This is a genomic window from Pseudonocardia kongjuensis (assembly GCF_039526905.1).
Lineage (GTDB): Bacteria > Actinomycetota > Actinomycetes > Mycobacteriales > Pseudonocardiaceae > Pseudonocardia > Pseudonocardia kongjuensis.
Genome location: NZ_BAAAJK010000007.1, coordinates 111,040 through 136,184 on the forward strand (window position 1 = coordinate 111,040; position 25,145 = coordinate 136,184).

The 25,145-nt window shown below is 76.1% G+C and carries 20 protein-coding genes; 8 read left to right on the forward strand and 12 right to left on the reverse strand.

The window, feature by feature from the left end; all coding sequences use genetic code 11:
* Nucleotides 1–21: 21 nt before the first annotated feature.
* Complete coding sequence (locus ABD160_RS10800) at nt 22–2,187, reverse strand: FtsX-like permease family protein (RefSeq protein ID WP_344021080.1); 2,166 nt, start codon at nt 2,185–2,187, stop codon at nt 22–24.
* Nucleotides 2,184–2,963 carry an ABC transporter ATP-binding protein gene (locus tag ABD160_RS10805; protein ID WP_344021082.1) on the reverse strand — a complete coding sequence of 260 codons (780 nt, stop codon included), beginning with the start codon at nt 2,961–2,963 and terminating at the stop codon, nt 2,184–2,186. Before ABD160_RS10805 ends, ABD160_RS10800 begins: the two co-directional genes overlap by 4 nt.
* 231 nt (nt 2,964–3,194) lie before the next feature.
* Here ABD160_RS10805 and ABD160_RS10810 point away from each other — a divergent pair, with 231 nt between their 5' ends.
* A complete protein-coding gene (locus tag ABD160_RS10810; RefSeq protein ID WP_344021084.1) occupies nt 3,195–4,367 on the forward strand; it encodes a sensor histidine kinase in 1,173 nt (390 codons plus the stop codon).
* Nucleotides 4,364–5,005, forward strand: coding sequence for a response regulator (locus ABD160_RS10815; RefSeq protein ID WP_344021086.1), 642 nt, complete (start codon nt 4,364–4,366; stop codon nt 5,003–5,005). The genes ABD160_RS10810 and ABD160_RS10815 overlap by 4 nt, the downstream gene beginning before the upstream one ends.
* A gap of 4 nt (nt 5,006–5,009) precedes the next feature.
* On the opposite strand, the gene ABD160_RS10820 is transcribed toward ABD160_RS10815, so the two are convergent.
* Both ABD160_RS10820 and ABD160_RS10825 read right to left on the reverse strand, forming a co-directional pair.
* Nucleotides 5,010–5,294, reverse strand: coding sequence for a hypothetical protein (locus tag ABD160_RS10820; protein ID WP_344021088.1), 285 nt, complete (start codon nt 5,292–5,294; stop codon nt 5,010–5,012).
* Between the two features lie 107 nt (nt 5,295–5,401).
* Nucleotides 5,402–5,992, reverse strand: a complete 591-nt coding sequence (locus ABD160_RS10825) for a peptide deformylase (protein ID WP_344021090.1) — start codon at nt 5,990–5,992, stop codon at nt 5,402–5,404.
* A 216-nt stretch (nt 5,993–6,208) separates the two neighbouring features.
* Here ABD160_RS10825 and ABD160_RS10830 point away from each other — a divergent pair, with 216 nt between their 5' ends.
* Together ABD160_RS10830 and ABD160_RS10835 are read left to right on the forward strand one after the other, a co-directional pair.
* Nucleotides 6,209–6,523: a DUF3263 domain-containing protein gene (locus ABD160_RS10830; protein WP_085910476.1), complete on the forward strand. Its 315-nt coding sequence runs from the start codon at nt 6,209–6,211 to the stop codon at nt 6,521–6,523.
* 58 nt (nt 6,524–6,581) lie between these two features.
* Complete coding sequence (locus ABD160_RS10835; RefSeq protein WP_344021094.1) at nt 6,582–7,280, forward strand: LytR C-terminal domain-containing protein; 699 nt, start codon at nt 6,582–6,584, stop codon at nt 7,278–7,280.
* An 82-nt stretch (nt 7,281–7,362) separates the two neighbouring features.
* On the opposite strand, the gene ABD160_RS10840 is transcribed toward ABD160_RS10835, so the two are convergent.
* The 4 genes from ABD160_RS10840 to moeA form a co-directional block, all read right to left on the reverse strand.
* Entirely contained in the window at nt 7,363–9,807 is a 2,445-nt protein-coding gene (locus ABD160_RS10840) for an AAA family ATPase (protein ID WP_344021096.1), read from the reverse strand.
* Between the two features lie 17 nt (nt 9,808–9,824).
* A complete protein-coding gene (pssA, locus tag ABD160_RS10845) occupies nt 9,825–10,835 on the reverse strand; it encodes a CDP-diacylglycerol--serine O-phosphatidyltransferase (protein WP_344021098.1) in 1,011 nt (336 codons plus the stop codon).
* 5 nt (nt 10,836–10,840) lie between these two features.
* Nucleotides 10,841–11,563: a phosphatidylserine decarboxylase gene (locus ABD160_RS10850; protein ID WP_344021100.1), complete on the reverse strand. Its 723-nt coding sequence runs from the start codon at nt 11,561–11,563 to the stop codon at nt 10,841–10,843.
* Between the two features lie 497 nt (nt 11,564–12,060).
* A complete protein-coding gene (moeA, locus tag ABD160_RS10855) occupies nt 12,061–13,323 on the reverse strand; it encodes a molybdopterin molybdotransferase MoeA (RefSeq protein WP_344021102.1) in 1,263 nt (420 codons plus the stop codon).
* 216 nt (nt 13,324–13,539) lie between these two features.
* On the opposite strand from moeA, the gene groL reads away from it, so the two are divergent.
* On the forward strand, nt 13,540–15,168 hold the full coding sequence (gene groL, locus ABD160_RS10860; RefSeq protein ID WP_344021104.1) for a chaperonin GroEL: 1,629 nt from the start codon (nt 13,540–13,542) through the stop codon (nt 15,166–15,168).
* Between the two features lie 320 nt (nt 15,169–15,488).
* On the opposite strand, the gene ABD160_RS10865 is transcribed toward groL, so the two are convergent.
* Nucleotides 15,489–16,466: a helix-turn-helix transcriptional regulator gene (locus ABD160_RS10865; RefSeq protein WP_344021106.1), complete on the reverse strand. Its 978-nt coding sequence runs from the start codon at nt 16,464–16,466 to the stop codon at nt 15,489–15,491.
* A gap of 63 nt (nt 16,467–16,529) precedes the next feature.
* Between ABD160_RS10865 and ABD160_RS10870 the strand changes: the two genes are divergently transcribed.
* Entirely contained in the window at nt 16,530–17,147 is a 618-nt protein-coding gene (locus tag ABD160_RS10870) for a TIGR03086 family metal-binding protein (protein WP_344021108.1), read from the forward strand.
* A 57-nt stretch (nt 17,148–17,204) separates the two neighbouring features.
* On the opposite strand, the gene ABD160_RS10875 is transcribed toward ABD160_RS10870, so the two are convergent.
* The 3 genes from ABD160_RS10875 to ABD160_RS10885 form a co-directional block, all read right to left on the reverse strand.
* Nucleotides 17,205–17,834 carry a PspC domain-containing protein gene (locus ABD160_RS10875; RefSeq protein ID WP_344021110.1) on the reverse strand — a complete coding sequence of 210 codons (630 nt, stop codon included), beginning with the start codon at nt 17,832–17,834 and terminating at the stop codon, nt 17,205–17,207.
* A gap of 80 nt (nt 17,835–17,914) precedes the next feature.
* Nucleotides 17,915–18,133, reverse strand: a complete 219-nt coding sequence (locus tag ABD160_RS10880) for a hypothetical protein (protein WP_344021111.1) — start codon at nt 18,131–18,133, stop codon at nt 17,915–17,917.
* Between the two features lie 106 nt (nt 18,134–18,239).
* Nucleotides 18,240–19,901, reverse strand: a complete 1,662-nt coding sequence (locus tag ABD160_RS10885) for a DNA repair helicase XPB (protein ID WP_344021113.1) — start codon at nt 19,899–19,901, stop codon at nt 18,240–18,242.
* Between the two features lie 408 nt (nt 19,902–20,309).
* On the opposite strand from ABD160_RS10885, the gene ABD160_RS10890 reads away from it, so the two are divergent.
* Both ABD160_RS10890 and ABD160_RS10895 read left to right on the forward strand, forming a co-directional pair.
* Nucleotides 20,310–24,683, forward strand: coding sequence for a nitrate- and nitrite sensing domain-containing protein (locus tag ABD160_RS10890; RefSeq protein ID WP_344021115.1), 4,374 nt, complete (start codon nt 20,310–20,312; stop codon nt 24,681–24,683).
* Nucleotides 24,680–25,108: a roadblock/LC7 domain-containing protein gene (locus tag ABD160_RS10895; protein WP_085910464.1), complete on the forward strand. Its 429-nt coding sequence runs from the start codon at nt 24,680–24,682 to the stop codon at nt 25,106–25,108. Before ABD160_RS10890 ends, ABD160_RS10895 begins: the two co-directional genes overlap by 4 nt.
* Nucleotides 25,109–25,145 lie beyond the last annotated feature (37 nt).

Below are 25,145 nucleotides of genomic sequence, written 5' to 3' on the forward strand. Positions count from 1 at the left end.
GTGCGGGCGCGCGACCGCGGTTCACCCGACGACGCCGTGTGCGGGCTCGACCCGCCCGGCGCGCCGCATCGGGGCGACCGACGCCACCACCGAGACCACCGTGACCACCGCCGCCAGGCCCATCAGCTGCCCGACCGGTGGCACCCCGCCGTCCAGCTCGATCGCCCGCAGGGCCAGCAGCCCGTAGACGCCGCCGAGCAGCACGCCGACGACGGCCCCCACCGCCCCGGCCAGCCCGGCCTCCGCCGCGACCGCCCGCCGCGAACCCGCCCTGGTCAGGCCGAAGGTGCGCAGCAGCGCGATCTCCCGGGTGCGCTCGCCGACCGAGAGCGCCAGCGTGACGGCGACCCCCACCACCGCGACGACGACGGTGGTCCCGATCAGTCCGGCGCCGATCGCCCGGGCCACCGACAGGGCGGACTCCATCTGCTCCCGGACGTCCGCGGTCCAGGTCACCGAGCCGGCGTCCCCGATCGACCCGGCGACCGCCTCCCGGACGGCCCGCGGATCGGCACCCGGCACCGCGTCCACCCGGACCTCGGTCCCGGCGGCGTACGCCTGCAGCTGCGGGTTCGCGTCCAGCGTGGCGGCGAGCGCCTGCGCCGCCGCGGCACGCGCCGCGTCGTCGTCCTGCCACACCGGGAGGATCACCGCGTCGGCCGGGAGGGACCGGTCGATCGAGGCCCGCGCGTCGGCCGACGCCCCGGCGACGGCCACCAGCAGGGCCGCCGTCAGCCCTACCCCGAGGGCGAGCACCGTCGTCATCGCCGCGGTCCGCCGGGACAGCCTGCGGGCGTTCGCCACCGCCAGCCGCAGCGGGCCGGACCGGACGGTCAGCGGACGCAGCGCCGCGGCGACCCCCGAGATCAGGAACGGCCCGGTCACGCCGAGCGCGGCGACCAGCAGCAGCCCGCTCAGAGCGACCACGGCCAGGCCGCCGAGCTGGTCGCCGAGCGTGACCCCGATGCCGGCCGTCGCCGCGGCCAGCGCGGCCAGCACGGCGGCGGCGGGCAGCCGGGTGCGGGCCCGCGGGGCGTGCGCCTCGGTCGCGTCGGCGGAACCCAGCGCCACCACCGGCGCCACCCGGCCGGCGGCCCGGGCCGGCGGCAGCGCCGCGAGCACCGTGGTCAGCACCGCCAGCAGCACGCAGCCGGCCAGCCACAGCGGCTGCACCGCCAGCGCCGGTACGTCCACACCGGACGCCCGGGCGACGGCGAGTCCGCCGTACCCGGCACCGACCGCGGCCGCCGTCCCCAGCACGCCGGCGACCAGGCCGGTGAGCGCGGCCTCGGCCAGCACCGAGCGGGTCACCTGCCCGCGGCTCGCACCGACGCACCGCAGCAGCGCCAGGTCGCGGCTGCGCCGGGCCAGCACGATCCGGAACGTCGAGGACACCACCACGGCCGCGGCGACCAGCGCGAGACCGACGAAGACCGACAGCCCGGCGAGCACCGCCAGCACCGACGCCGACGCCTCGGCGATCTCGGCGTCCCGCTGCTCGGCGGCGGTCCGCACCCGCTCCCCGCCGGCGGCCGCGCCGAGCGCCGCGGTGTCCGCGTCGCCCGCCACGTCGATCCGGGAGGCGTACAGCGCCCCGTCCAGCGCGAGCGCGTCCTGCGTGGTCAGCACCAGCGAGTCGAGCGACTCGAACGGCAGCCGGACCACCCCGGCGACGCGCAGCGACCGGTCGCCGAGCGTCACGGTGTCACCCGGCGCCAGACCGGTGCGTTCCGCCGTCGCGCTGCCGATCAGCACCTCGCCCGGACCGGCCGCGCGGCCCTGCTCCGGCGCGGGCAGCGCGGTCAGCGGACCGGTCATCGGGTCCGAGGTCACCAGCCAGTCGCCGCTGGTCGTCCCGGCCGCCAGCGGGACGACACCGCCGAACACGGGCGCCACGCCGGTCACCCCGGGCACCTCCCGCAACCGCTGCGCGATCGCCACTGTGCCGGTGTCAGGGCCGCTGCCGGGGCCGGTGTCGGGGCCGCGCACGGACACCACGTGCGACGCGCCCGCCGGGGTGTGCACCGCGTCCTCGGTGAGGGCGGCGCGCAGGGTGCCGGTCAGCAGCACCGCCCCGGCCGCGAACGCCGTCGCCACCAGCACGGCGAGCCCGGTCAGCAGCAGCTGCCGGGGGCGGCGGCGGATCCCGGCGGCGGCCGCGCGGGTCGCCGGGTTCAGCATGCTCATGCCCGGGCCCCCTGCCCGGCCGGCCGGACGCCGGTGGCGCGCTCGCCGGACAGCGCCCCGAGCGCGGCGAGCACCGCGTCCGGGGTGGGGGCGACCAGCCGGCCCGCGGCGAGCCCGTCGCGCAGGATCAGCACCTGGTCCGAGACCGATGCGGCGAGCGGATCGTGGGTGACCATGACGACGGTCTGCCCGTAGTCGTCGACGCAGGCCCGCAGCAGTCCCAGCAGCTCCCGCCCGGACGTGGTGTCCAGCGCGCCCGTCGGCTCGTCCGCGAAGACGATCTCCGGCCGGCCGAGCAGCGCCCGGGCCACCGCGACCCGCTGCCGCTGCCCGCCGGACAGCTCCGAGGGCAGGTGCCCCAGCCGCGCGCCGATCCCCAGCCGGTCCACCAGCTCGGCCCGCCACGCCCGGTCCGGGCGGCGCCCGGCGAGCGCGACGGCCAGGTCGATGTTCTCCCCCGCGCTCAGGTGCGGGAGCAGGTTGCCGTCCTGGAAGACGAAGCCCATCCGGTCCCGGCGGACCCGGGTCAGCTCGGCGTCGCCGAGCATGCCGAGCCGGGTGTCGCCGAGCAGCACCTGCCCCGACGTCGGCCGGTCCAGCCCGGCGAGACAGTGCAGCAGCGTCGACTTCCCGGACCCGGACGGCCCCATCACCGCGGTGAACCGCCCGGCCGGGATGTAGAGGGTGAACCCGGCCAGCGCCGACACCGCGCCGGGTCCCGATCCGTAGCGCCGGACCAGTTCGACGGCACCGGCCGCCGCAGCAGCACCCGTCACAGCTGCTCCCCCCAGCCCTCGAGCAGCGGCAGGGCCGCCATCGACAGCAGCATCAGGAACAGCACGACACCGCCGGTGACGGCGACCGCGTTCATCAGGACCTCGATCATGTCCACAACGGTGCCGGGCGGCGGCGCCGCGCACCTCGGACCACGGGACGGTCTTCCCGGTCGGGTGGCTCGTACTTCCGGCTGAGGCCGGGCCGGCCGTCTCAGCCCTACGGTGATCGCCATGACGTCCCCGACGGTCGTCCTCCCGCGTGGTCCCGCCCGGCCGACCCGCTCGCTGATGTTCACGCTGGAGGCCTTCGCCTACCTGTTCTGGCTGGTGCTCGACCTGTTCGCGGCACCAGGACTGTCCGACGGCCGCGGGCTGTGGATCTCCGGGGTGCTCGCCGGTGCCGCGGTGGCCGGCGTGGTGCTCGCCCGGTACCGGTACCCGGTGGTCGGCACCGCCGTGGCCGCGTTCACCGCGTCCGCGCTGCTGTCGGTGCTGGCCTGGCCGTCCGGGGCACCGCTGGTGTCACTGGCCGAGCTGTTCGCGCTCGCCGTCGTCACGGTGGCGGTGATCCGGCGGACGGCGGGCGGCGCGGCGGTCGGGTTCGCCGTGGCGTCGTTCGTGGTGATCGTCGGGATGCCGCTGCTGCGGTTCGACGATCCCGACCGGGCCACCGCGATGGCGCTCGCCGGGCTGGGCTGGGCGAGCACGGTCGCGGTCGCGGCGGTGCTGCGCGAGCTGGGGGTGCGCCGGGAGGCCCGGCTCGCCGCCACCCGCAACGACGAGCGGATGGAGCTGGCCCGGGAGCTGCACGACGTCGTCGCGCACCACGTCACCGGGATCGTGGTGGCCGCGCAGGCGGCGGTCGCCGTCGCCCGGACCCGCCCCGAGCAGGCCGGCCCGGCGCTGGAGTCGATCGAACGGGCCGGCGCGGAGGCGCTCGCCGGGATGCGCCGGATGGTGGGCGTGCTGCGCGGCGGGGAGGAGGCCGCCCGCGCGGTCGCGCACGGCCCGGACGACGTGGCCGAGCTGGTCGGCCGGTTCGACCCGGCCGGCGAGCGGACCGTGCTGGAGATCGATCCCGGGCTGGACCCGGCGCGGCTCGCACCCGGGGTCGGCGCCACCGCCTACCGGGTCGTCCAGGAGGCGCTGACCAACGTGCACCGGCACGCGCCGGACGCGACGTCGGTGCAGGTCCGGCTGGAGCTGCGGGACGACAGGCTGGCGGTCGGCGTGCGCAACGAGGGCGGTTCCCCGGAGCGCAGGCCGCGCCCGCACGAGCGCGGCGGGTTCGGCCTGGCCGGGATGGCCGAGCGGGTCGGCGCGCTGGGCGGCACGCTGCGGGTCGGCCCGGACGGGCCGGGCGTCTGGGAGGTGCTGGCAGAGCTGCCGGCGGTGGCCCGGTGACCATCGGGGTGGTGCTCGCCGACGACCAGGAGATGGTCCGGACCGGCTTCCGGCTGATCCTCTCCGCCGAGGACGACATCGAGGTGCTCGGCGAGACCGGCACCGGCACCGGCGCGGTCGCGCTGGCCCGCGAGGTGCGCCCGGACGTGGTGCTGATGGACATCCGGATGCCCGGGATGGACGGCATCGAGGCGACCCGGGCACTGTGCGCCGATCCGTCCCCGCCGCGGGTCGTCGTGGTGACGACCTTCGATCTCGACGAGTACGTCTACGGCGCGCTGCGGTCCGGGGCCTGCGGGTTCCTGCTGAAGGACGCCGGCCCGCGGCTGCTGGTCGAGGCGGTGCGGGCGGCCGCCGCCGGGGACGCGCTGGTGTCGCCGTCGGTGACGGTGCGGCTGCTGGAGCGGCTCACCGAGCCCGTCGCGCCGCGGCCGGCCGCGCTGGCGGCGCTGTCCGCCCGGGAGCTGGAGGTGGTGCGGGCCGTCGCGCGCGGGCGGACGAACCACGAGATCGCCGGGGACCTGTTCGTGTCGCTGTCGACGGTCAAGACGCACATCGCCAACATCGGGTCCAAGCTGGACGCCCGCAACCGGGTCGAGATCGCGGCCTGGGCCTGGGAGAACAAGCTCGTCGAATGACGCCTCAGTGGACGGCGCGCAGGGCGGCGGCCGGGCGGCGGGGGTGCGGGACGGACAGCACCGCGCTGACGTCGCCGAGGGCCTCCGGGAACGCCGGCGGCGTCCCCGTCTGGATCGGCGCGGGCAGCGGCACGGGCACCGGGGCCGGCACCGGCCGGGCCCGCCCGGCGGCGGCCGCGGCGCACTCGCGCTCGGAGGCGCGGTCGTCCCAGAGTTCGAACAGCGGCTGCGCCGCCATGACCAGCAGCACGGCGAGGACCGGGAGGACGGCGAGGATCGTGAGCACCATGGCGTCCACGATGCCCGGCCGGGGCGGCCTGCCACATCGGTCGCAGGACCGGTTCCTGCAGGTCAACCCCTAGTACCGGGGTATGAGTCCCGGGGTCGGTCTCGGGGTCAGCCCCGGGGTACGTCCTCCGCGTCGACGGCCGAGGGATCCCACGAGTCCGACGGCCCGCCCCAGCCGTTGCGGCGCAGCATCTTCTTGGCGCCCCGCTGGTTGCGGCCCATCAGCCGGTCCAGGTAGAGGTGGCCGTCGAGGTGGTCGACCTCGTGCTGCAGGCAGCGGGCCAGGAAGCCCTTGCCCTCGACGTCCACCGGGTTGCCGTCGACGTCGGTGCCGGTGACCCTGGCCCAGTCGGCGCGGCCGGTCGCGAAGCTCTCGCCGGGGACCGACAGGCAGCCCTCCTGGTCCTCGTCCGGGTCGGGCATGATCTCCGGGATCTCGCCGGTCTCCAGCACCGGATCGAGCACGTGCCCGCGGCGCATCGTGCGGGTCTCGGGATCCGGGCAGTCGAAGACGAACAGCCGCAGGTCGATCCCGACCTGGTTGGCCGCGAGCCCGACCCCGTTGGCCGCCGCCATCGTCTCGAACATGTCGTCGACGAGCGTGCGCAGCTCGTCCTCCCCGATGTCCGCCGACGCCACCGGGCGGGTGGGCCGGTGCAACACGGGATCGCCGACCATGCGGATGCGCAGAACCGTCACCGTCGCAGGGTACGGTCGCGCCGCGCGGTGCCCGCTCCGGGTGACGGGGCCGCCCCCCGGCCGATGGGTTTCGGGCGCCCCGGGGCGCGTCGCGGCGACTCGCCGTCGGTCCCGTGTGGTTCAATCCGACCTCGAATGACAGCCGTGTCATTCGGCATCGGCGGTGGCCCTCCGGAGGGCCGTCGCCGTCAGATCGTCGGCCGCTCGAGGAGCGTGATGGAGTCCGCTGGGTCCCTCTCGGAACGCCGCGGAGCGCACCGGCGCTCCGCAACCCCCTCCCGCGAGCTCGACCGCCGGGAGCGCGAGATCCTCGCGTTCGAGGCCCAGTGGTGGAAGTACGCGGGCGCCAAGGAGCAGGCGATCCGCGAGCTCTTCGACATGTCCGCGACCCGCTACTACCAGGTGCTGAACGCGCTGGTCGACAAGCCCGAGGCGATGGCCGTCGATCCGCTGCTCGTGAAGCGCCTGCGCCGGCTGCGTTCCAGCCGTCAGCGCACCCGCGCCGCCCGCCGCCTGGGTCTCGAGCCCTGAGACCGGGAAGCCCGGAGGCAGCCGTGAGCCGCAGCTCGAGCCCCAATCGGAGGTCACGATGACCGCACCCGCGTCCGGCGGAACCTCGCCGCTGAAGATCGCCGGTATCGCACTGATCGGCGTCGGTGTGCTGGCCGGTGTCGTCGGGCTGTCCGGTCTCGGCGGTGGCGGTGACGAGAGCCCGCAGGCCGCGCCGCCACCGGCGACGGCCGATCCCGCCCCCGGCGGGGACGGCGCAGCGCCCGCCCCCGGCGAGGACGGGGCCGACGGGGCCGATGGCGCCGACGGGGCCGCCCCCGGCGGGGAGGGCACCGACGGTGCCGCCCCGGGCACCTCGCCGTTCACCCCCGGCGCCCCGGGCACGCCCGGTTCCCCCGGCTTCGACGGCACCGGCGCGGACGGCGCGCCGCCGCCCGCCGCGGCCGGGCCCGCCCCGGGCGGCACCGCGAGCGAGGGGTCCGCCGTGGCCGTCCGGCCCGCCGTCCGGATCTACAACAACTCGACGATCCGGGGTCTCGCCGAGCAGGCGGCCGGGAAGTTCCGCAGCAACGGCTGGACCGTGTCGCAGGTGCAGAACTACTCGGCGGGCGTGATCCCCACGACGACCGTGTACTACCGGACCGGCACCGCCGAGAAGGCCGCGGCGGACGAGATCGCCCGCGCCTTCGGCATCCGGGCCGAGCCGCGCTTCGACGGCATCCAGGACGCGACGCCCGGCGTGATAGTGATCGTCACCCGGGACTTCTCGGCGGCCTGACACCGAACCTGCTCCCCAGCGCGCCGACGACCCCGGACGGGCATCCCGTCCGGGGTCGTCGTCCGTCGGGGACCGGCCGGGCTCAGTCGCTGCGCCGCCGCGCGTACGCCTCGAGCTCGGCGACCTGCTCCGGGTCCAGCGAGGGCCGGACCGCCCGCCGGGCGGCCGCGACGTGCGCCGCGGTCACCTCGCCCGCCTCCAGCGACTCGCGCATCGCGGTCAGCGCGGCCTCCCGCAGCAGCGCGGCGCAGTCCGCCGCCGAGTAGCCGTCCAGGTCGGCGGCGAGCTCGTCCAGGTCGACGTCGTCGCCGAGCGGGACGTCCCGGCCGGCGGCCCGGAGGATGTCGGCCCGGGCCTCGGCGTCCGGCGGCGGGACGAACACCAGCCGCTCCAGCCGGCCGGGCCGCAGCAGCGCCGGATCGATCAGGTCCGGCCGGTTCGTCGCCCCCACGACGACGACCTCGCGCAGCGGCGTCGCACCGTCCAGCTCGGTGAGCAGCGCCGCCACCACCCGGTCCGCGACGCCGGCGTCGGTCGATCCACCCCGGCGCGGGGCGAGCGCGTCGACCTCGTCCAGGAAGATCAGCGCCGGGGCGGCCTCCGCGGCCCGGCGGAACAGCTCCCGGACCGCCCGCTCGGACTCGCCGACGTACTTGTCCAGCAGCTCGGCGCCCTTGACCGCGAACACGTTGAGATCGCCGGTCCCGGCCAGCGCGCGCAGCAGGAACGTCTTGCCGCCGCCGGGCGGGCCGTAGAGCAGCACGCCGCGCGGCGCGTCCACCCCGAGCCGGGCGAACGAGTCGGGATGGCGCAGCGGCCACAGCACCGCCTCGGTCAGCGACTGCTTGACCTCGGTCATGTCGCCGACGTCGTCGAGGGTCAGCCCGCCGTGCCCGAGGGCGCCGCCGCCGGACAGCGATATCGGCCGGACCGAGCCGACGGCGCCGAGCAGGTCCTGCTGCCGGACCTCCTCGATCCCGTCGGTGCCCTCCCCCGCGCCGCGCAGTGCGGCGGCGATCGCGGCCTCCCGGCGCACCGCCGCGAGATCGGCGACGACGAAGCCCGGTGTCCGGGCGGCGATCACCCCGAGATCGACGTCCCGGCCGCGCGGGACGCCGGCCAGCAGCCGCTCCAGCAGTGCGCGGCGGGTCGCGGCGTCCGGCAGCGGCACCGTGAGCTCGCGGTCGACCAGGTCGGGTGCGCGCAGGCGCGGATCCAGCGACTCCGGTTCGGCACTGGTGACGACGAGTGCGGGCCCGCCGGGCGCGGTGGCCGCGCGCAGCTCGTCGAGCACCAGGGTGGCCAGCGGCGGCGGGTTCGACGCCGGGAGCAGCGCGTGCGCGTCGTGCACGAGCAGCACGGCGGGCTCGTCCGCGGCCGGGCGCGCGTCGGCGATCGCGGCCCGGACCCGCTCGGCCGCGGCCGCCGGTTCCAGGGCGGCGACGGCCGGCGCGACGAGCTCCACGCAGCGGGCCCCCGCGGCGGCGGCGGCGCTGCGCACCAGCGGCGCCTTGCCCACCCCTTCCGGCCCGCTGACGAGCACGCCGAGCCGGGCCTCGCCGCCGAGCCGGGTGAGCAGCTCGGGACGGCGGAACATCAGCTCCAGCCAGTCCAGCAGCCGCCGGGCGACCGGCTCGTTCGCGGCCAGGTCGTCGATCGACGGGGGCGGCTCGGCCTCGGGCACCACCCGATCCCCGGCGGTGTCGTCCCCGGCGGCAGGGTTCCCGGCGGCCGGGCTCCCGGCAGCAGGGTTCCCGGCAGCAGGGTTCCCGGCAGCAGGGTTCCGGGCAGCATGGCTCCGGGCGGCAGGGCTCCCGGCGGCAGGGCTCCCGGCCGTGCCCGCACCGGCGGCCCCGGCGCCGGAAGCGCGCTTCCCGGTCCCCGCCGCTGCCGCCCCGCCCGGCCCGGCCGCACCGCCCGGCCCGGCACCCGCCCGCACCGCGACCGTCCCGGTGTCCGCGCCGCCCTGCCAGCCGACCACGGTGGACGGCGCCACCACGACCGGCCCGCCGGCCGGCTCGGCGACGGCGACCGTCAGCAGCTCCGAGGTCCACGCGCCACCGACCGCCGCGGCCAGCGCCCGGCGCACCGAGTGCACGTCCGCACCGGGCGGCGGGGCGATGTCCTGCGGCAGCAGCGAGACCGCGTCCCCGCGCAGGAGCACCTTCCCCATCAGCGCCAGCCGCAGGGTCGCCGGGCCGACGGTCGCGGTCGCGAGCCGGGAGCCGATCAGCCGGACCTCGCGGGCGGCGGACACCTCCGCGGGCGCGACGACGACGGCGGCGCCGTCGGTCAGGCCGGCGTTGGACAGGGTCACGTCGTCGAGCCGGGCCTGGCCGTGCGGCTCCGAGGCGTCACCGGCGACGGCGAGCGCGGCGGTCGGCCGGGAACCGGTGAGCAGCACCGCGTCCCAGGACCGCAGGCCGAGGCCGGCGAGCACCTCGGGATGCAACCGGATCACCCCCCGCCGGGCGTCGGTGGCCGCCGGGGCCAGGCGCGCGACCAGGGTCAGCGAGGGGTCTCCCACCCGCGTCACGCTAGTGGTCAGCGACGGCGCAGCCCGAGGCGGCGCCCGGACCCGCGGGGGGCCGGGGCGACGCCGGGGCCGTGCACCGCCCGGCCGTTGCCGGACCGGCTGTTCTCCCGGCGGGCGGCGCCGTCCGGGTCGAGCCGGCGCCGGACCCCGCGGGCCATCGCACCGGCCCGGCCGGCGACCCGGCGGCGCAGCGGCGGCCGCAGCCCGAGCCGGCGGGCCGAGCGGGCGGCCCGGGCGACGGCCCGGCGCTGCCGGGTCGGGACGTCCCACGCCTCCGGGTGCCGGGCCAGCCAGCGGTACCGGTAGGCGGTGTAGGGCAGCAGCAGCAGGTAGCCGGTCGCGGCCACCGTGACGCCGAGGAAGGGCACCGTGAACAGCGCCGCGGCGATCGCACCGACGCCGACCAGCAGCGGGGCGATCGCCCGCTGTGGCACGCGGACCGCCTTGAGCGACACGGTCGGGATCCGGCTGACCATCAGGCCTGCGGTGAACAGCGCCCATACCGCGACCACCGGCTCGGCCGACCACCAGCCGGGCCCGAGGTGCAGCCACAGGTAGAGCGGGATCCCGGCGGTCATGGCCGCGGCCGGGGCCGGGACACCGACGAAGAACTCGCGGGCGAACGGCGGCGCCTGGTCGTCGTCGAGCAGCGTGTTGAACCGGGCCAGCCGCAGCGCCATGCAGACGGCGAAGACGAGCGCGACGATCCAGCCGGCGCGGGTGTCCTCGAACGCCCAGATGTAGATCACCAGCGCCGGCGCGACGCCGAACGACACCAGGTCGGCGAGCGAGTCCAGCTCGGCACCGATCCGGCTGGACGCGTCGAGCAGCCGGGCGAGGCCGCCGTCCAGGGCGTCGCAGAGCGCCGCCGCGAGCACCGCGCCGATGGCCAGGTCGAACCGGCCCTGCAGGGCGAAGTAGACGGCCGACAGGCCGGCGCAGAGGTTGAGCACGGTGACCGCGTTGGGCAGCAGTCGCACGCCGGCCGGGTACCCCTTCGCCGGAGGCCCGATCGTCATCCGGCTCAGCCCTCCGCCGGGGGGACGACACCGAGCACGGTCTCGGCGCCCACGGTGCGCTGGCCGGGGTGGACCAGCGGTTCCGTTCCCGGCGGGAGGTAGGTGTCGACCCGGGAGCCGAACCGGATCAGCCCGAAGCGCTCGCCTGCGGCGACCTCGTCGCCGGTCGAGAGCCCGCAGACGATCCGGCGGGCCAGCAGACCGGCGATCTGCACGACGCCGATCCGGTGCCCGTCGGCCCCGTCGGGACCGGCAGCGAGGAAGGTGATCGCGTTGCGCTCGTTGTCCTCGCTGGCCTTGTCCAGGTCGGCGGACAGGAACGTGCCCGGCTCGTAGCGGACGCCGACGACGCGGCCGTGCACCGGCACCCACTGCACGTGCACGTCCAGCACCGTCAGGAAGATCGAGACCCGCGGGTGCGGCACCCGCGGGAGGTCGAGCTCGGCCGGCGGGACGACCTCGGTGACGGTCGCGACGGTGCCGTCCGCGGGGGCGAGCACGGCGCCCGGCCGCTGCGGCGGGGTCCGCGCCGGGTCCCGGAAGAACAGCGCGGTGGCGCCGGTGGCGAGCAGCCCGGGCAGTGCGCCCCGGCCGCTGAGTGCGCGCACCCCGGCGGCGACGAGGGCGACCGCGGCGACGATCGGCCTGCCCCCGGGGTGCATCGGCGGGATCGCGTCGCGGACCAGACGGGCGATGTGGGTCGGCGAGGTCCCGGTTCCTTCGGCCATGGCGGGTCGTCGGCTCCTGATGCTCCGGTTGGGGATCGCCACGCTACGCGGGAGCCGGTGACACAGCTCCGGCGGGACGACCCGACCCCGGTGCAGGACGCGGATGCGGGCCCTGGCACGATCGCCCGCTCCCGGAGACGAAAAAGGGCCGGGGCCGCCGTCCCCCGAGACGACGACCCCGGCCTTGGAACCGCTCGTCCGCTCCCCAGCGACGGGCGGTGGGTCCTGTGCTGTGAAGGGGTTACCCCTTCGCGAGCAAAAGTATTCCTCCCCGACGACCGGCAGTCCAGATCACGATGGATGTCCACCGTGATCTACCTCTTTCGGCCGAACGCCTACACGGATAGACGTCGCTCGCGGTGAGATCGTTGCCCCTTATGCCTATGAGGTGGCTCACACTTTCGGCGCAGCCCTGGCGCCGGGCGAGTGAAGACCCTGTCGCACAGTGCATCGTCGCCGCAGATCAGCGGTGACCGTTCGGCGCGAGAAGGGGTCGCCTACGGCTCGATCAACCACACCGCGACGGGTGATCCGTCGGCCACCGTCGTCACGTCCGGGGGGACGTCGATCAGGCAGTCGGCCCGGGCCAGCGCCGCGATCAGGTGCGATCCGGTGGAGCCGATCTCGGCGACCGTCCCGGTGGCCGCGTCGAGCACGCCGCGGCGGAACTGCCGCTTGCCGGCCGGCGAGGACAGCTCCCCGGCCAGCCGGGCCGTCACCACCGGACGGTGCGGCGCCGGATGCCCCATCGCGGCCCGCAGCGCCGGCCGGACGAACGCCTCGAACGACACCAGCGAGCTGACCGGGTTGCCGGGCAGGGTCGCGACCGCGACGTCCGTCCCGCCGAGATCGAGCCGCCCGCAGCCCTGCGGGCCGCCGGGCTGCATCGCGACCTTGCCGAACTGCACGCCGTGCCCGGTCATCGCGTCCTTCACCACCTCGTAGGCCCCGGCGCTCACCCCGCCCGAGGTGAGGACCAGATCGGGCCGGAGCGCGGCCGTCGAGGCGGTGACCCGCTCGGCCAGCACCGCGCGGAACCGCTCGACGTCGTCGGGCACGAACGAGAGCAGCTCCGCGGTCGCACCCGCCTCGCGGACCGCGACGGCGAGCATCGTCCCGTTGGACTCGTAGATCCGGCCCGGCCCGAGCGGCTCGCCGGGGGCGACCAGCTCCGAGCCGGTGGACAGCACCAGCACGTGCGGCCGGCGGCGGACCGGCAGCTCCGGGCGCCCGACGGCGGCGGCCAATCCGATCTGCGGCGCCGCGAGCACCGTGCCCGCCCGCAGCAGCACCGCCCCGGCGACCGTGTCCTCACCCGCCCGGCGGACGTAGGCGCCGGGCTCGGGTGCGGCGGCGATGCGCACCTGCCCGGTCCCGCCGTCGGTCCGCTCGACCGGGACGATCGCGTCGGCCCCCTCGGGTACCGGCGCGCCGGTCATGATCCGGGCGACCGTGCCGGGGGCCAGCGGCGGCACCGCGGTCCGCCCGGCCGGGATGTCCTCGGCCACCGGCAGCGTCACCGGATCGGCGTCCGAGGCGCCGGCGAGCTCGGCGGCCCGCACCGCGTACCCGTCCATCGCGGAGTTGTCGAACGGCGGCAGCGCCACTCCGGCGGTCAGGTCCTCGGCCAGCACCCGTCCGCTCGCATCGGCCAGCGGCACCCGCTCGACGCCGGTCGGCGGCAGCAGTGCGGCGACCGCGGCGGCGTGCTCGGCGACCGATCGCGGACCGGAGTTCGACCAGGTGGGTGCGGTGGTCATGGGGCCATCCTGCCCGCGCTCCCGACCGGCCGACATTCGGACCCCGTCGCTTGCACTCACCCCACCCGAGTGCTAGAAACGGGCACAGCATCCACTGGCACTCGTGCCCGTGGAGTGCCAGGTCGGGTGGGTGAGGCCGGCGCAGGGTAGCCGGCCGTCCGTCGCGGGCACCGCATCCGATCACTCGACTCACCTCTATCGGAGGGCAACACCCCCATGGCGAAGCAGATCGCGTTCGACGAGGAGGCCCGTCGGGGCCTCGAGCGGGGCATGAACACCCTCGCCGACGCCGTCAAGGTGACGTTGGGCCCGAAGGGTCGCAACGTCGTGCTCGAGAAGAAGTGGGGCGCGCCGACCATCACCAATGACGGCGTGTCGATCGCCAAGGAGATCGAGCTCGAGGACTCCTGGGAGAAGATCGGCGCCGAGCTGGTGAAGGAGGTCGCCAAGAAGACCGACGACATCGCCGGTGACGGCACCACCACCGCCACCGTGCTGGCCCAGGCGCTGGTCCGCGAGGGCCTGCGCAACGTGGCCGCCGGCGCGAACCCGATGTCGCTCAAGCGCGGCATCGAGAAGGCCACCGAGGCCGTCTCCCAGGCGCTGCTCAAGTCCGCCAAGGAGATCGAGACCAAGGAGCAGATCGCTGCCACGGCCTCCATCTCGGCCGCCGACCCGCAGATCGGCGAGCTCATCGCCGAGGCGATGGACAAGGTCGGCAAGGAAGGCGTCATCACGGTCGAGGAGTCGCAGACCTTCGGGCTCGAGCTCGAGCTCACCGAGGGCATGCGCTTCGACAAGGGCTACATCTCGCCCTACTTCGTGACCGACGCCGAGCGTATGGAGGTCGAGCTCGAGGACCCGTACGTCCTGCTCGTCTCCTCCAAGATCTCGACCGTCAAGGACCTGCTCCCGCTGCTGGAGAAGGTCATGCAGTCGGGCAAGCCGCTGGCGATCATCGCCGAGGACGTCGAGGGCGAGGCCCTGGCCACCCTGGTCGTCAACAAGATCCGCGGCACCTTCAAGTCCGTCGCCGTCAAGGCCCCGGGCTTCGGTGACCGCCGCGAGGCGATGCTGGCCGACATGGCCATCCTGACCGGTGGCGAGGTCATCTCGGAGAAGGTCGGCCTCAAGCTCGACACCGCCGACCTGTCGCTGCTGGGCACCGCCCGCAAGGTCGTGGTGACCAAGGACGAGACCACCATCGTCGACGGCGCCGGTGACGCCGACCAGATCGCCGGCCGGGTCTCCCAGATCCGCGCCGAGATCGACCGCACCGACTCCGACTACGACCGCGAGAAGCTGCAGGAGCGGCTCGCGAAGCTGGCCGGTGGCGTCGCCGTCATCAAGGCGGGCGCGGCCACCGAGGTCGAGCTCAAGGAGCGCAAGCACCGCATCGAGGACGCCGTCCGCAACGCGAAGGCGGCCGTCGAGGAGGGCATCGTCGCCGGCGGCGGCGTCGCCCTGATCCAGGCCGGTGCCGGCCTGTTCGAGGGCCTCGGCCTGGACGGTGACGAGGCCACCGGCGCGAACATCGTCAAGGTCGCGCTGGAGGCTCCGCTCAAGCAGATCGCCATCAACGCCGGCCTCGAGGGTGGCGTCGTGGCGGAGAAGGTCCGCAACCTGCCGACCGGTGAGGGCCTCGACGCCGCCACCGGCGAGTACAAGGACCTGGTCAAGGCCGGGATCATCGACCCGGCCAAGGTGACCCGCTCGGCGCTGCAGAACGCAGCCTCGATCGCGGCGCTGTTCCTGACCACCGAGGCGGTCATCGCCGACAAGCCGGAGAAGGGCGGCGGCGCGCCCGCCGACCCGACCGGCGGCATGGGCGGCATGGACTTCTGATCCACGCCTGCTCACGCAGCAGCACCACCCGCGGGGGCGGTACCGGTTCGCCGGTGCCGCCCCCGCGGCGTCGGCGTCCCCGCCGGCCGGTGTGCTCCGCAGGCTCCCCGTCGTCAGGGTGAGCCCCGGGCGGGCACCGTCGTCGGGTGGGCTCCGTCGTCGGGTGGGCCCGTCGTCAGGTGGGCTCCGTCGTCAGGTGGGCCCGTCGTCAGGTGGGCCCGTCGTCAGGTGGGCACCGGGCGGGCTCCGTCGTCGGGCAGCACGGCCGGCGTCCGGGCAGCACGGCCGGCGTCCGGGCGGCACGGCCGGCGTCCGGGCGCTCAGCCCGGCGGCCCGGCGAGGGACCCGGCGGCCGCCTCCGCCCGGGTTCGCAGACCGGCCCGCAGCTCGGCGGGGCCCAGCACCTCCACATCCGGCAGCAGCGGCCACAGCACCGCGGCGGCGTGCCGCAGGTCCCCGAACACGGCCGTGACCTCGAGCAGCTCGCCGCGCCGGTGCTCGTCCCGCACGGTGATCGGCCGGAGCAGGTCACGACGCTGCGCGGCGAGGCGCAGGTGCACCTCGACGCCCGGGTGCCGGTCCTGGAAGTCGGCCCGGCGCCGCAGCCACAGCTCCTCCAGATCGACGCCGTCCGGCCGGTGCGCCGGGTCGGCCAGCGCCTCGGCCGCCTCGATCCGGGAGACCCGGTAGGTGCGGTCGGCGCCGTCGCGCAGCGCCAGCAGGTACCAGCGTCCGGACGCCTGGACGAGGCCGACCGGATCGACGACGCGTTCGGCCGCCTCCGCCGTGCCAGCCCCGCCCGGGTCGGCCGCGCGGTAGCGCATCCACAGCCGGGTCCCCCCGAAGACCGCCCGCTGGACGGCCGTCAGCGCCGGGAGCGGATCGGTCTCGGGCGGGTCGCGCAGCAGCCCGCCGTGGCGGACCAGCACCCGTCCGGCCGCGCCGGTCGCCTCGGCGCGTGCCGCCTCGGGCAGCGCCGCCACCAGTTTCCGGACTGCCGACGAGAACTCGCTCCCCAGGCCGAGCGCCCCGGAGGTGGCCGGCGATCCCGAGGTCAGCAGGGCCACCGCCTCGCCGGGCGTCAGGCCGGTCAGGTCGGTGGAGAAGCCGGGCAGCAGCGCGAAGCCACCGTGCCGTCCGCGCTCGGCGTAGACCGGGATCCCCGCCGCGGAGAGCGCCTCGACGTCGCGCAGGACGGTCCGCTCCGAGACCTCCAGCTCGGCCGCGAGCGCGGACGCGGTCGTGCGACCGCGGTGCCGCAGCAGCAGCACGAGCGAGAGCAGCCGGTCCGCGCGCACGGATCCGAGAATGCCAGCAATATCTGACAGAAGATGTCGTGATTCGGGTGCACGGTCGTCGTCATGACGAACCAGCCGACATCCGCCACCGCCCCCACCGCGCTCGCCGAGGACCCCCGGCCGCGCTACTTCCGCGCGCTGAGCTGGGTCTCCGGACTCGTGGCCGCGGTACCCGACGACCGCATGGCCGATCCGACGCCGTGCGACGGGTTCGACGTGCGCACGCTGCTCGCGCACCTGGTGACGACCGTGCGCCGGCCGGCCGCGGTGGCCGCCGGGACCGACCCGCTGGCGGCCCCGTTGGTCAGCGAGGACGTGCTGGACGCCCCGGCCCCGGCCTACGTCGCCGAGGCGGCGGCCCTGCGCGCGGCCTGGTCCGGCCCGGACGGTGACGCGTTGCTCGACCGGCTCGCCCGGCTGCCCTTCGGCGAGGTCCCCGGCCGGGTGGCGCTGACCGTCTACCTCAACGAGACCCTGGTGCACGGGTGGGACCTGGCCGTCGCGACCGGTCAGGACCCGGAGGCCGATCCCGATCTGGCGACGGCCGCGCTGGCGGCCGCGCAGGTCCACCTCCCGGCCGCCGTGCGCGGCGGGCCCGTCCCGTTCGCCGCGGTGGTCGAGCCGGCCCCCGACGCCGGTCCGACCGAGCGGCTGGCGAACTGGTCCGGCCACCGGCGCTGAGCGACCGTGTCCCGACGCGACCCCCTGGCGCGTCGGGACGTCCCGTGCCGCCGGCCGTCATGCGACCGGGGCGACCAGCCAGACGGCCAGGTAGACCAGTGCCGCGGCGCCGCCGGTGGCCAGGGTCAGCACCAGGACCAGGATCCGGAGCAGCGCGGGATCGACGCCGAGGTCCTCGGCCAGGCCGCCGCAGACGCCGCCGAGCATCCGGTCGGTGGCGCTGCGGCGCAGCCGGAACGCGGCGAGCCGGTCGCCGAGCGCCGGCCCGCCCGCGCGCGGCGGGACGGAGCCGGCACCGGATCCGGTGCCCGGACCGGCATGCGGGCCGGAGTACTGACCGGTGTGCGGGCCGGAGTGCGGGTCGGCGCCCGGGCCCGTGTGCGGGGCGGCAGCCGGGCCGGTGTGCGGGTCGGAGTACTGGCCGGAGTACTGGCCGGCGTGCTGACCGGCGTGCTGGTCCGTGGCAGTGGCCGTGGCCGACGCCATGGGCTGGTCCGCGGCCGGGCCGGCGCCGGTGTGCTGACCGGCAGCCGGAACGGCGTGCTGGTCCGTGGCAGTGGCCGTGGCCGATGCCGCCGGCTGGTCGGCGGCGGCCGGGGCGGCGTACCGGTCGGTGGCCGGGTCCTGCGCTGCCGGGTCCTGCGCTGCCGGGTCCTGCGCTGCGGAGTTCTGCGCTGTGCTGTCCATGCGTCCCACGGTGCCCGGCGCGCGCCGCCGCGGACTCCGGATCGCCCCGGAGACCGACCCCGGACCCGGGGCCTGCGGGATCAGGGACGCGGGTCCCGGCCCCCTCCGGGCTGCGGCGGCTCCGCGGCGCGGCGCGGCCGCGGCGCAGCGGTCCCCTCGCCGCCGCCCGGCTGCTCGTCCGGCGGGCCGGGGGACTCCCGGTCGCGCATCCGGATCATCCGGCCGAGGACGAGCGCGACCGCCAGGCCGACGAGCACCCACGCGGCGAGGCCGACGAGGACCCACATGGTCGTCGACACGCGTCCCTCCCCGGATCGAGCGGCACCGGAACCGCCAGTGTGCCCGTGAACACCTCGGCGCGCCGGGTTCGCGCCCCCATCGGGTGCCGGTGTGTCGGCCCTGCGGTCAGCTGGCGTCCGGGAGCGCCGGGCCCAGCAGGTCGTCGGCGTCGACGATCCGGTAGGCGTAGCCCTGCTCGGCCAGGAACCGCTGCCGGTGCGCCGCGTAGTCGGTGTCCACGGTGTCCCGGGAGACGACCGAGTAGAAGTGCGCCTGCCGTCCGTCACCCTTGGGCCGCAGCAGCCGCCCGAGCCGCTGCGCCTCCTCCTGCCGGGAGCCGAAGGTGCCGCTGACCTGCACCGCGACCGTCGCCTCGGGCAGGTCGATCGAGAAGTTCGCGACCTTGGAGACGACCAGCCGGTCGATCCGGCCGCTGCGGAACTCCTCGAACAGCCGCTCCCGCTCCCGGTTGCGGGTGGAGCCCTGCACGATCGGCGCGTCCAGCTTCTCGCCCAGCTCCTCCAGCTGTTCCAGGTAGGCGCCGATGACCAGGGTCGGCTCGCCGCGGTGCCGGTCCAGGATCGCCTGCACGACGTTGAGCTTGGTGCGTGCCGTCGACGCCGTCCGGTAGCGCTCCTCGGAGTCGGCGGTCGCGTAGGCCATCCGCTCGGCGTCGGTCAGCGTGACCCGCACCTCGACGCACTCGGCCGGGGCGATCCAGCCCTGCGCCTCGATGTCCCGCCACGGGGCGTCGTAGCGCTTCGGCCCGATCAGCGAGAACACGTCGCCCTCGCGGCCGTCCTCGCGGACCAGCGTCGCGGTGAGCCCGAGCCGGCGCCGGGACTGCAGGTCCGCCGTCATCCGGAACACCGGCGCGGGCAGCAGGTGGACCTCGTCGTAGACGACCAGGCCCCAGTCCCGCGAGTCGAACAGCTCCAGGTGCTTGTACTCGCCCTTGGTCCTGCGCGTGACGACCTGGTAGGTCGCGATCGTGACCGGGCGGATCTCCTTGCGCTCGCCGGAGTACTCGCCGATCTCGTCCTCGGTGAGCGAGGTCCGGGCGACCAGCTCGCGCTTCCACTGCCGCCCGGCGACGGTGTTGGTGACCAGGATCAGCGTGGTCGCCCCGGCCCGGGCCATCGCGGCCGCGCCGACCAGGGTCTTGCCCGCGCCGCAGGGCAGCACGACCACCCCGGAGCCGCCGTCCCAGAACCCGTCGACCGCCTGCTGCTGGTAGTCGCGCAGCGTCCAGTCGTCCTGCACCAGGTCGATCGGGTGCGCCTCGCCGTCGACGTAGCCGGCCAGGTCCTCGGCCGGCCAGCCGACCTTGAGCAGCGCCTGCTTGAGCCGGCCGCGCTCGGACGGATGGACCACCACCGTGTCGTCGTCGATCCGGGCGCCCAGCATCGGGCTGATCTTCTTCTGCCGGAGGATCTCCTCCAGCACCGCGCGGTCCAGCGCGGTCAGCACCAGGCCCTGGGTGGGGTGGTTGGACAGCTGCAGCCGCCCGTAACAGCCCATCGTGTCGACCACGTCGACCAGCAGCGGCTGCGGGACCGGATAACGGGCCCACCGGACGAGCGCGTCGACGACCTGCTCCGCGTCGTGACCGGCGGCACGCGCGTTCCACAGGGCGAGCGGTGTGACCCGGTAGGTGTGCACGTGCTCCGGGGCCCGCTCCAGTTCCGCGAACGGGGCGATCGCCGCGCGCGCCTCGGCCGAGTCCGGATGGTCGACCTCCAACAGAAGGGTCTTGTCGGATTGCACGATCAGTGGACCGTCGGTCACGGAACGGATCCCTTCGACGTCGGTAATCGGAGCAGTGCAAGACCGCCGGGCGACGAGCGGAGACGAACGGTCGGCGTGCGTCACGTCACGTGATCGGACGGTGAGGGCTGCTACGCCGCTCGGGACCACCCCGTCGTGGGGGCTAGACTCCTGAGCCGTCCGTCATGCACAGACGAGACCCTGCACGATCATATCCGCCCGGCTCCCCCGGAGCGCGGCAGCCGCCGCATCCGTGTCGGCGCGGGGAACGGTCGGGAGGGTTCGTCGTGACCCGAAAGGCGCACCGGACCCGCTGATGCTCCCCCTCCGCGACGCCACACGGCCGGCCCGGCCGCCCGCCGCCCGCCGGGACCACCCGGGAGCGCCCTTGCCCGTGCCCGGACCGGAGACCGACAGGGAGACCGCGCCGTGACCACCGTGACCAACACGGAACGCCCGACCACCCTCTCGGAACGACTCGACCCCCGGAACTGGAGCCTGGTCACCAAGCTGGTGGTCGTGGGCCTGGTCCCGACGGTGCTCGCGCTGAGCATCGGCGCGATCCGGGTCGTCGACCAGGCCAACGTGGCCGAGGAGCTCGGCCGCGGGAGCGGCCTGGTCCAGGTCCACCAGCAGATCGAGACGCTCACCGGGGCGCTGCAGGCGGAGCGCGACGTCGCCGCCACCTTCGTCGCCGGCAACCGGCTCGGGGACCGCGCGCAGGTCGACGGCGCGCAGGCCACGACCGACGAGGCACTGCGGAACACCACCGCACAGCTCGACGCCGCCGAGGAGCAGGAGCCGCAGCTGGCCGCCGCCCGCCGGCAGGCCGAGACGACGCTGGGCCAGCTCCCGGTGATCCGCTCGCAGGTCGCGGGCGGCCCGACCCCCGCGGCCGACGTGACCACCCGCTACACCTCGATCGTGCAGCGCACGCTCGCGCTGGACCGGGCGCTGGTCGGTCGCCTGCAGACCGCCGACACGGCCGGTCTGACCACCGCGATCGCCGCCGGCGCCACCGCCCGCGAGTCGCTCCAGCTGGAGCGCACCGTGGTGAACACCGCGCTCGCCGCCGGTCAGCTCGACGAGGCGTCCCGGGCCCGGATGAACACCGCGGAGGCCGCCTTCCGCACCGCGGCGGGCGACGTGCAGCTGGCGCTGACCCAGGACCAGGCGGGCGCGTTCGGCGACTTCGCCGCCGGCCCGGTCGACGCCGAGCGGACCGCCCTGCGCGACCAGGTGCTGGCCACCCCCGCGGGTGAGGCGCCGCAGGTCGACGCCGCCGTCTGGAACACCGCGGTGGACCGTTCGACGCAGGCGGTCGACGAGTCAACGCAGGCCGCGGAGCAGGCCTTCGTGGACCGGCGGACCGCCGCCGCGGAGCAGGCGGGCAACACCGCGGGCCTCAACTCCGTGCTGCTGATGCTGACCCTGCTGCTCACCGGCGGCATCATCCTGCTGCTCGGCAGGCAGATGGTCCGCTCGCTGCGGCTGCTGCGCAGCTCGGCGCTGGACGTCGCGGAGCGCAAGCTCCCCGCGGCGGTCGAGGGCATGCGCTCCGGCCAGGCACCGAACGCGCTGGTCGAGCCGGTGCCGCTGGACAGCCGGGACGAGATCGGCGAGGTCGCCAGGGCGTTCGACGCGGTGCACGGCCAGGCGATCCGCCTGGCGGCCGACCAGGTCGCACTGCAGCAGAACGTCAACAGCATGTTCGTCAACCTGTCCCGGCGTTCGCAGGCGCTGGTCGAGCGCCAGCTGCAGCTGATCGAGCAGCTGGAGAGCAACGAGCAGGACCCGGACCAGCTGTCCAACCTGTTCCAGCTCGACCACCTGGCGACCCGTATGCGGCGCAACAGCGAGAACCTGCTGGTCCTCGCCGGCACCGACCTCGCCAAGCGGAACGTGGCGCCGGTGCAGGTGGTGGACGTGCTGCGGGCCGCGGTGTCCGAGGTCGAGCAGTACCAGCGGGTCGTCGTGCAGACCCCGCCGAACGCCACGATCGCCGGCCGCGCCGCGAACGACCTCGTCCACCTGCTGGCCGAGCTGCTGGACAACGCGACGAACTTCTCGCCGCCGGACTCCCAGGTCATCATGAGCACCACCCGGACCGCGGACGAGTCGCTGCTGATCGAGATCTCCGATCGCGGTGTCGGCATGCTCGACGCCGAGCTGGCGGACGCGAACCAGCGACTCTCCGGCCCGGCCGAGGTCGACGTCTCGGCGTCCCGCCGGATGGGCCTGTTCGTGGTCGGCCGGCTGGCCGCCCGGCACCGGATCGGTGTCCGGCTGGCGTCGGCGGCGGTCGGCAGCGGTTCCGGCGGGCTGAACGCCTCGGTGACCGTCCCGGCGACCCTGGTGCCCTCGGCGCAGCTGCCCGAGCAGCGCCGCGACGGCGGACCGGCCGCGGCCCTGCCCGCGGCCCCCGCCCCGCAGGCCCCGCCGCCGCCGGCCCCGGAGCCGCCGGAGTCCCCGGCCCCCCGTCCGGCACCGGACGGCGGCGACCGCCGGGTCGCGATGAACGGTTCCGGTCGCGGCGGCTCGCTGCCGTCGATGGTCGCCGGGTCCGACGGCCCGCTGACCCCGACGTTCGAGGCGGGCAGCACCGCCACCGGCGGCGCCCGCAACGGCTCCGCGGCGGCGCTGCCGACCCGCAGGCCCGGCTCGTCGCTGCGCAAGAACGCCCCGGAGCCCACCGGCGATGCGGTGAACGGGACGGAGGCCGCGCCGAACGGGTTCGCCCCGGGCGGGCTGCAGGCCTTCGCGCCGTCCCCGGGAGCACCGGCGGGCGATGACCGCACCCCGGCCGACGTCTTCACCCCGGCCGGCGACCCGGTCGCCGGTGGCAGCGGTCCCGCGGGCACCCCGGGCGACGGGGCGCTCCCGCCGCAGGGCACCGGGCCGGACCTGCCCGGCGCCCCGGCCGGCGGCCGTGACGGCGCGGAGCCGGGCTCCGGCTACGACCACGGCACGGACCACGGCACGGACCTCGGCACGGACCCTGACACGGACCACAGCACGGCCGACGGGACCGACACCTCCGACGCGGCGGCCGACCTGGCCGACGGCGCCGGCGACCCCACCGACCCCACCGGCACCGCCGACATCTCCGACGACGCCGCGGCGGCCGAGCACACCGCGGCCGGCAACGCCGTCTCCGCCGGGGACACCGTCGGCGGCACCGACACGGCCGACCCGTTGGCCGACGGCGCCGACGCGGCAGTGGACGGGGCCGGCACCCGGAGCGGCGCCCAGAACGGCAGCAGCACCGACAGCAGCACCGCCACCGACGCCGCCGGGATCCCCACCACCGAGCGCGCCGGGAGCGTCGCCGCGGACGGCACCGGGACCGACCCGGCCGCTGCCGGGGACCGGACGCCCGCGGACCGGTCCGGGATGGGCCCCGCGGCCGCGCTCGGACTCGGCGGTGCCTTCGCGGCAGGTGCCGCGGCCGCCCGGCGCGGCGACCGCGACCTGGACGACACGGTCGTCATGGACGCCGCCACCGAGGACGGCCCGGCCCCCGCCGACGCCGACGCCGCGGCGGCCGGGACCGCTTCGACCGGGGCCGCGTCCACCGAGCCCGCGGACGCCGGGACCTCGAATGCCGGGACCTCGAATGCCGGGACCTCGGACGCCGGGACCTCCGGTGACGCCGACGCGGGCGCCGGGGAGTCCCCGGCCGGCACCGCCGAGATCGCCGGGTTCACCGAGGGCACCGGGACCGCCGCACCGGCCGGCTCCGGCAGCACGGACACCACCGACGCCGGCCCGGACGGCGGCGCCACCGGCCCGGCGACCGACGACGAGCGGACCGGTGACCGGACCGGCGACGCGCCCGGTTCGGACGGGTCCACCGGGTCCGCCCCGGCCGCGCCCGCACCGGGCCCGGCGACCGACACCCGGTCGTTCCCCGCGGTCCGGCCCTCCGGCCGGGAGCCGATGGGCGGCCCGCCCGGGACCCGGCCGAACGGCAACCGTCCCGGCCCGTCGCCGCGTCCGGTGATGCCGGGCGGCCCCGGACCGGGCCTGCCCGTCCGCCGGCCCTCGCCGGGCCCCGGCCGGGGCGGCCCGGTGCCGCACCCGGACGGCGCGCCCACCCGCGGCCCGAACGGCGCACCGCTGCCCAAGCGGCCGGTCACCGCACGCGGTCCGGCCGAGGGCAGGCCCCCGGCCGGGCGGCCGGGACCGAACCAGGACGAGCTGTTCGCGCCGAAGGTGCCGGTCGAGGGTGACCGCGGCCAGCTGCGCCGTCCGGGGGCCCTGGAGGCGGCCCGGTCGCAGCAGAACGGCTTCGACATGAGCCAGACGACGCCGATCTTCGACGACATCGCCTCGGCCTGGTTCCGGTCCAACCGCTCGGTGCCGGTCCGCTGGCAGGACGGCTCGCCCGCCCAGGCCGACGGTCCCGCGGCACAGCCCGAGGCGCCGTCCGGACGGACCGGTGCGGCGGGCTTCTCCTCCCCGGCCGACGACGCCTGGCGGCAGGCCCGCGAGGTCGCCGGTGAGGAGCCCGGGACCGACGAACCGGACGAGACCACCTCGGCCGGACTGCCCAAGCGGCGACCGCGGGCGCGGTTGCTCCCCGGCAGTGCGGCAGGATCCACCGTGCTCAGCCCCGCTCCGGCAGGCGAGTCGCGGAACGCGGAGAGCGTGCGCGGCCGGCTGGCGAGCTACCAGCAGGGCGTGCGCCAGGGCCGGGAGAGCGCGTCCGGCAGGCAGTACGCCTCGCGCACCACGACCGACGGCACCCCCGAGCCGTCCGGTGACCGAACGAACCAGTCCGACCCTGAGGAGAACCAGTGAGGGCACCGCAGGCACAGCCCAGCCAGAGCCGTTTCGGCTGGCTGGTCACCAACTTCGCAGAGCGTGTCCCCGGCGTCGCGCACGCGATCGTGGTGTCGGCCGACGGGCTGCTGCTGACCGCGTCGGACCGGCTCCCGCGGGACCGGGCCGACCAGCTCGCGGCGGTCGCGTCCGGCCTGATCAGCCTGACCCAGGGCGCGGCCCGCTGCTTCGACGCGGGTGGTGTGGTGCAGACCGTGGTCGAGATGGACCGCGGGATCGTGCTGCTGATGTCCATCAGCGACGGTTCCTGCCTGGCCGTGCTGGCCTCGCCGAGCTGCGACATCGGCCTGGTCGGCTACGAGATGACGCTGCTGGTCGACCGGGTCGGCCAGCTCCTCACGCCGGAGCTCCGCGCGGAGCTGCAGGGCTCGTTCGGTCCCTGAGCAGACGTCATGACCCCCATCGCAGCAGGATCGGCCA

Bases quoted from the DNA above. Each gene is read 5' to 3' on its own strand.
- ABD160_RS10800 (WP_344021080.1), bottom strand. From the start codon at position 2,187: ATGAGCATGCTGAACCCGGCGACCCGCGCGGCCGCCGCCGGGATCCGC.
- ABD160_RS10810 (WP_344021084.1), top strand. From the start codon at position 3,195: ATGACGTCCCCGACGGTCGTCCTCCCGCGTGGTCCCGCCCGGCCGACC.
- ABD160_RS10820 (WP_344021088.1), bottom strand. From the start codon at position 5,294: ATGGTGCTCACGATCCTCGCCGTCCTCCCGGTCCTCGCCGTGCTGCTG.
- ABD160_RS10830 (WP_085910476.1), top strand. From the start codon at position 6,209: ATGGAGTCCGCTGGGTCCCTCTCGGAACGCCGCGGAGCGCACCGGCGC.
- ABD160_RS10835 (WP_344021094.1), top strand. From the start codon at position 6,582: ATGACCGCACCCGCGTCCGGCGGAACCTCGCCGCTGAAGATCGCCGGT.
- pssA (WP_344021098.1), bottom strand. From the start codon at position 10,835: ATGACGATCGGGCCTCCGGCGAAGGGGTACCCGGCCGGCGTGCGACTG.
- ABD160_RS10850 (WP_344021100.1), bottom strand. From the start codon at position 11,563: ATGGCCGAAGGAACCGGGACCTCGCCGACCCACATCGCCCGTCTGGTC.
- moeA (WP_344021102.1), bottom strand. From the start codon at position 13,323: ATGACCACCGCACCCACCTGGTCGAACTCCGGTCCGCGATCGGTCGCC.
- groL (WP_344021104.1), top strand. From the start codon at position 13,540: ATGGCGAAGCAGATCGCGTTCGACGAGGAGGCCCGTCGGGGCCTCGAG.
- ABD160_RS10870 (WP_344021108.1), top strand. From the start codon at position 16,530: ATGACGAACCAGCCGACATCCGCCACCGCCCCCACCGCGCTCGCCGAG.
- ABD160_RS10875 (WP_344021110.1), bottom strand. From the start codon at position 17,834: ATGGACAGCACAGCGCAGAACTCCGCAGCGCAGGACCCGGCAGCGCAG.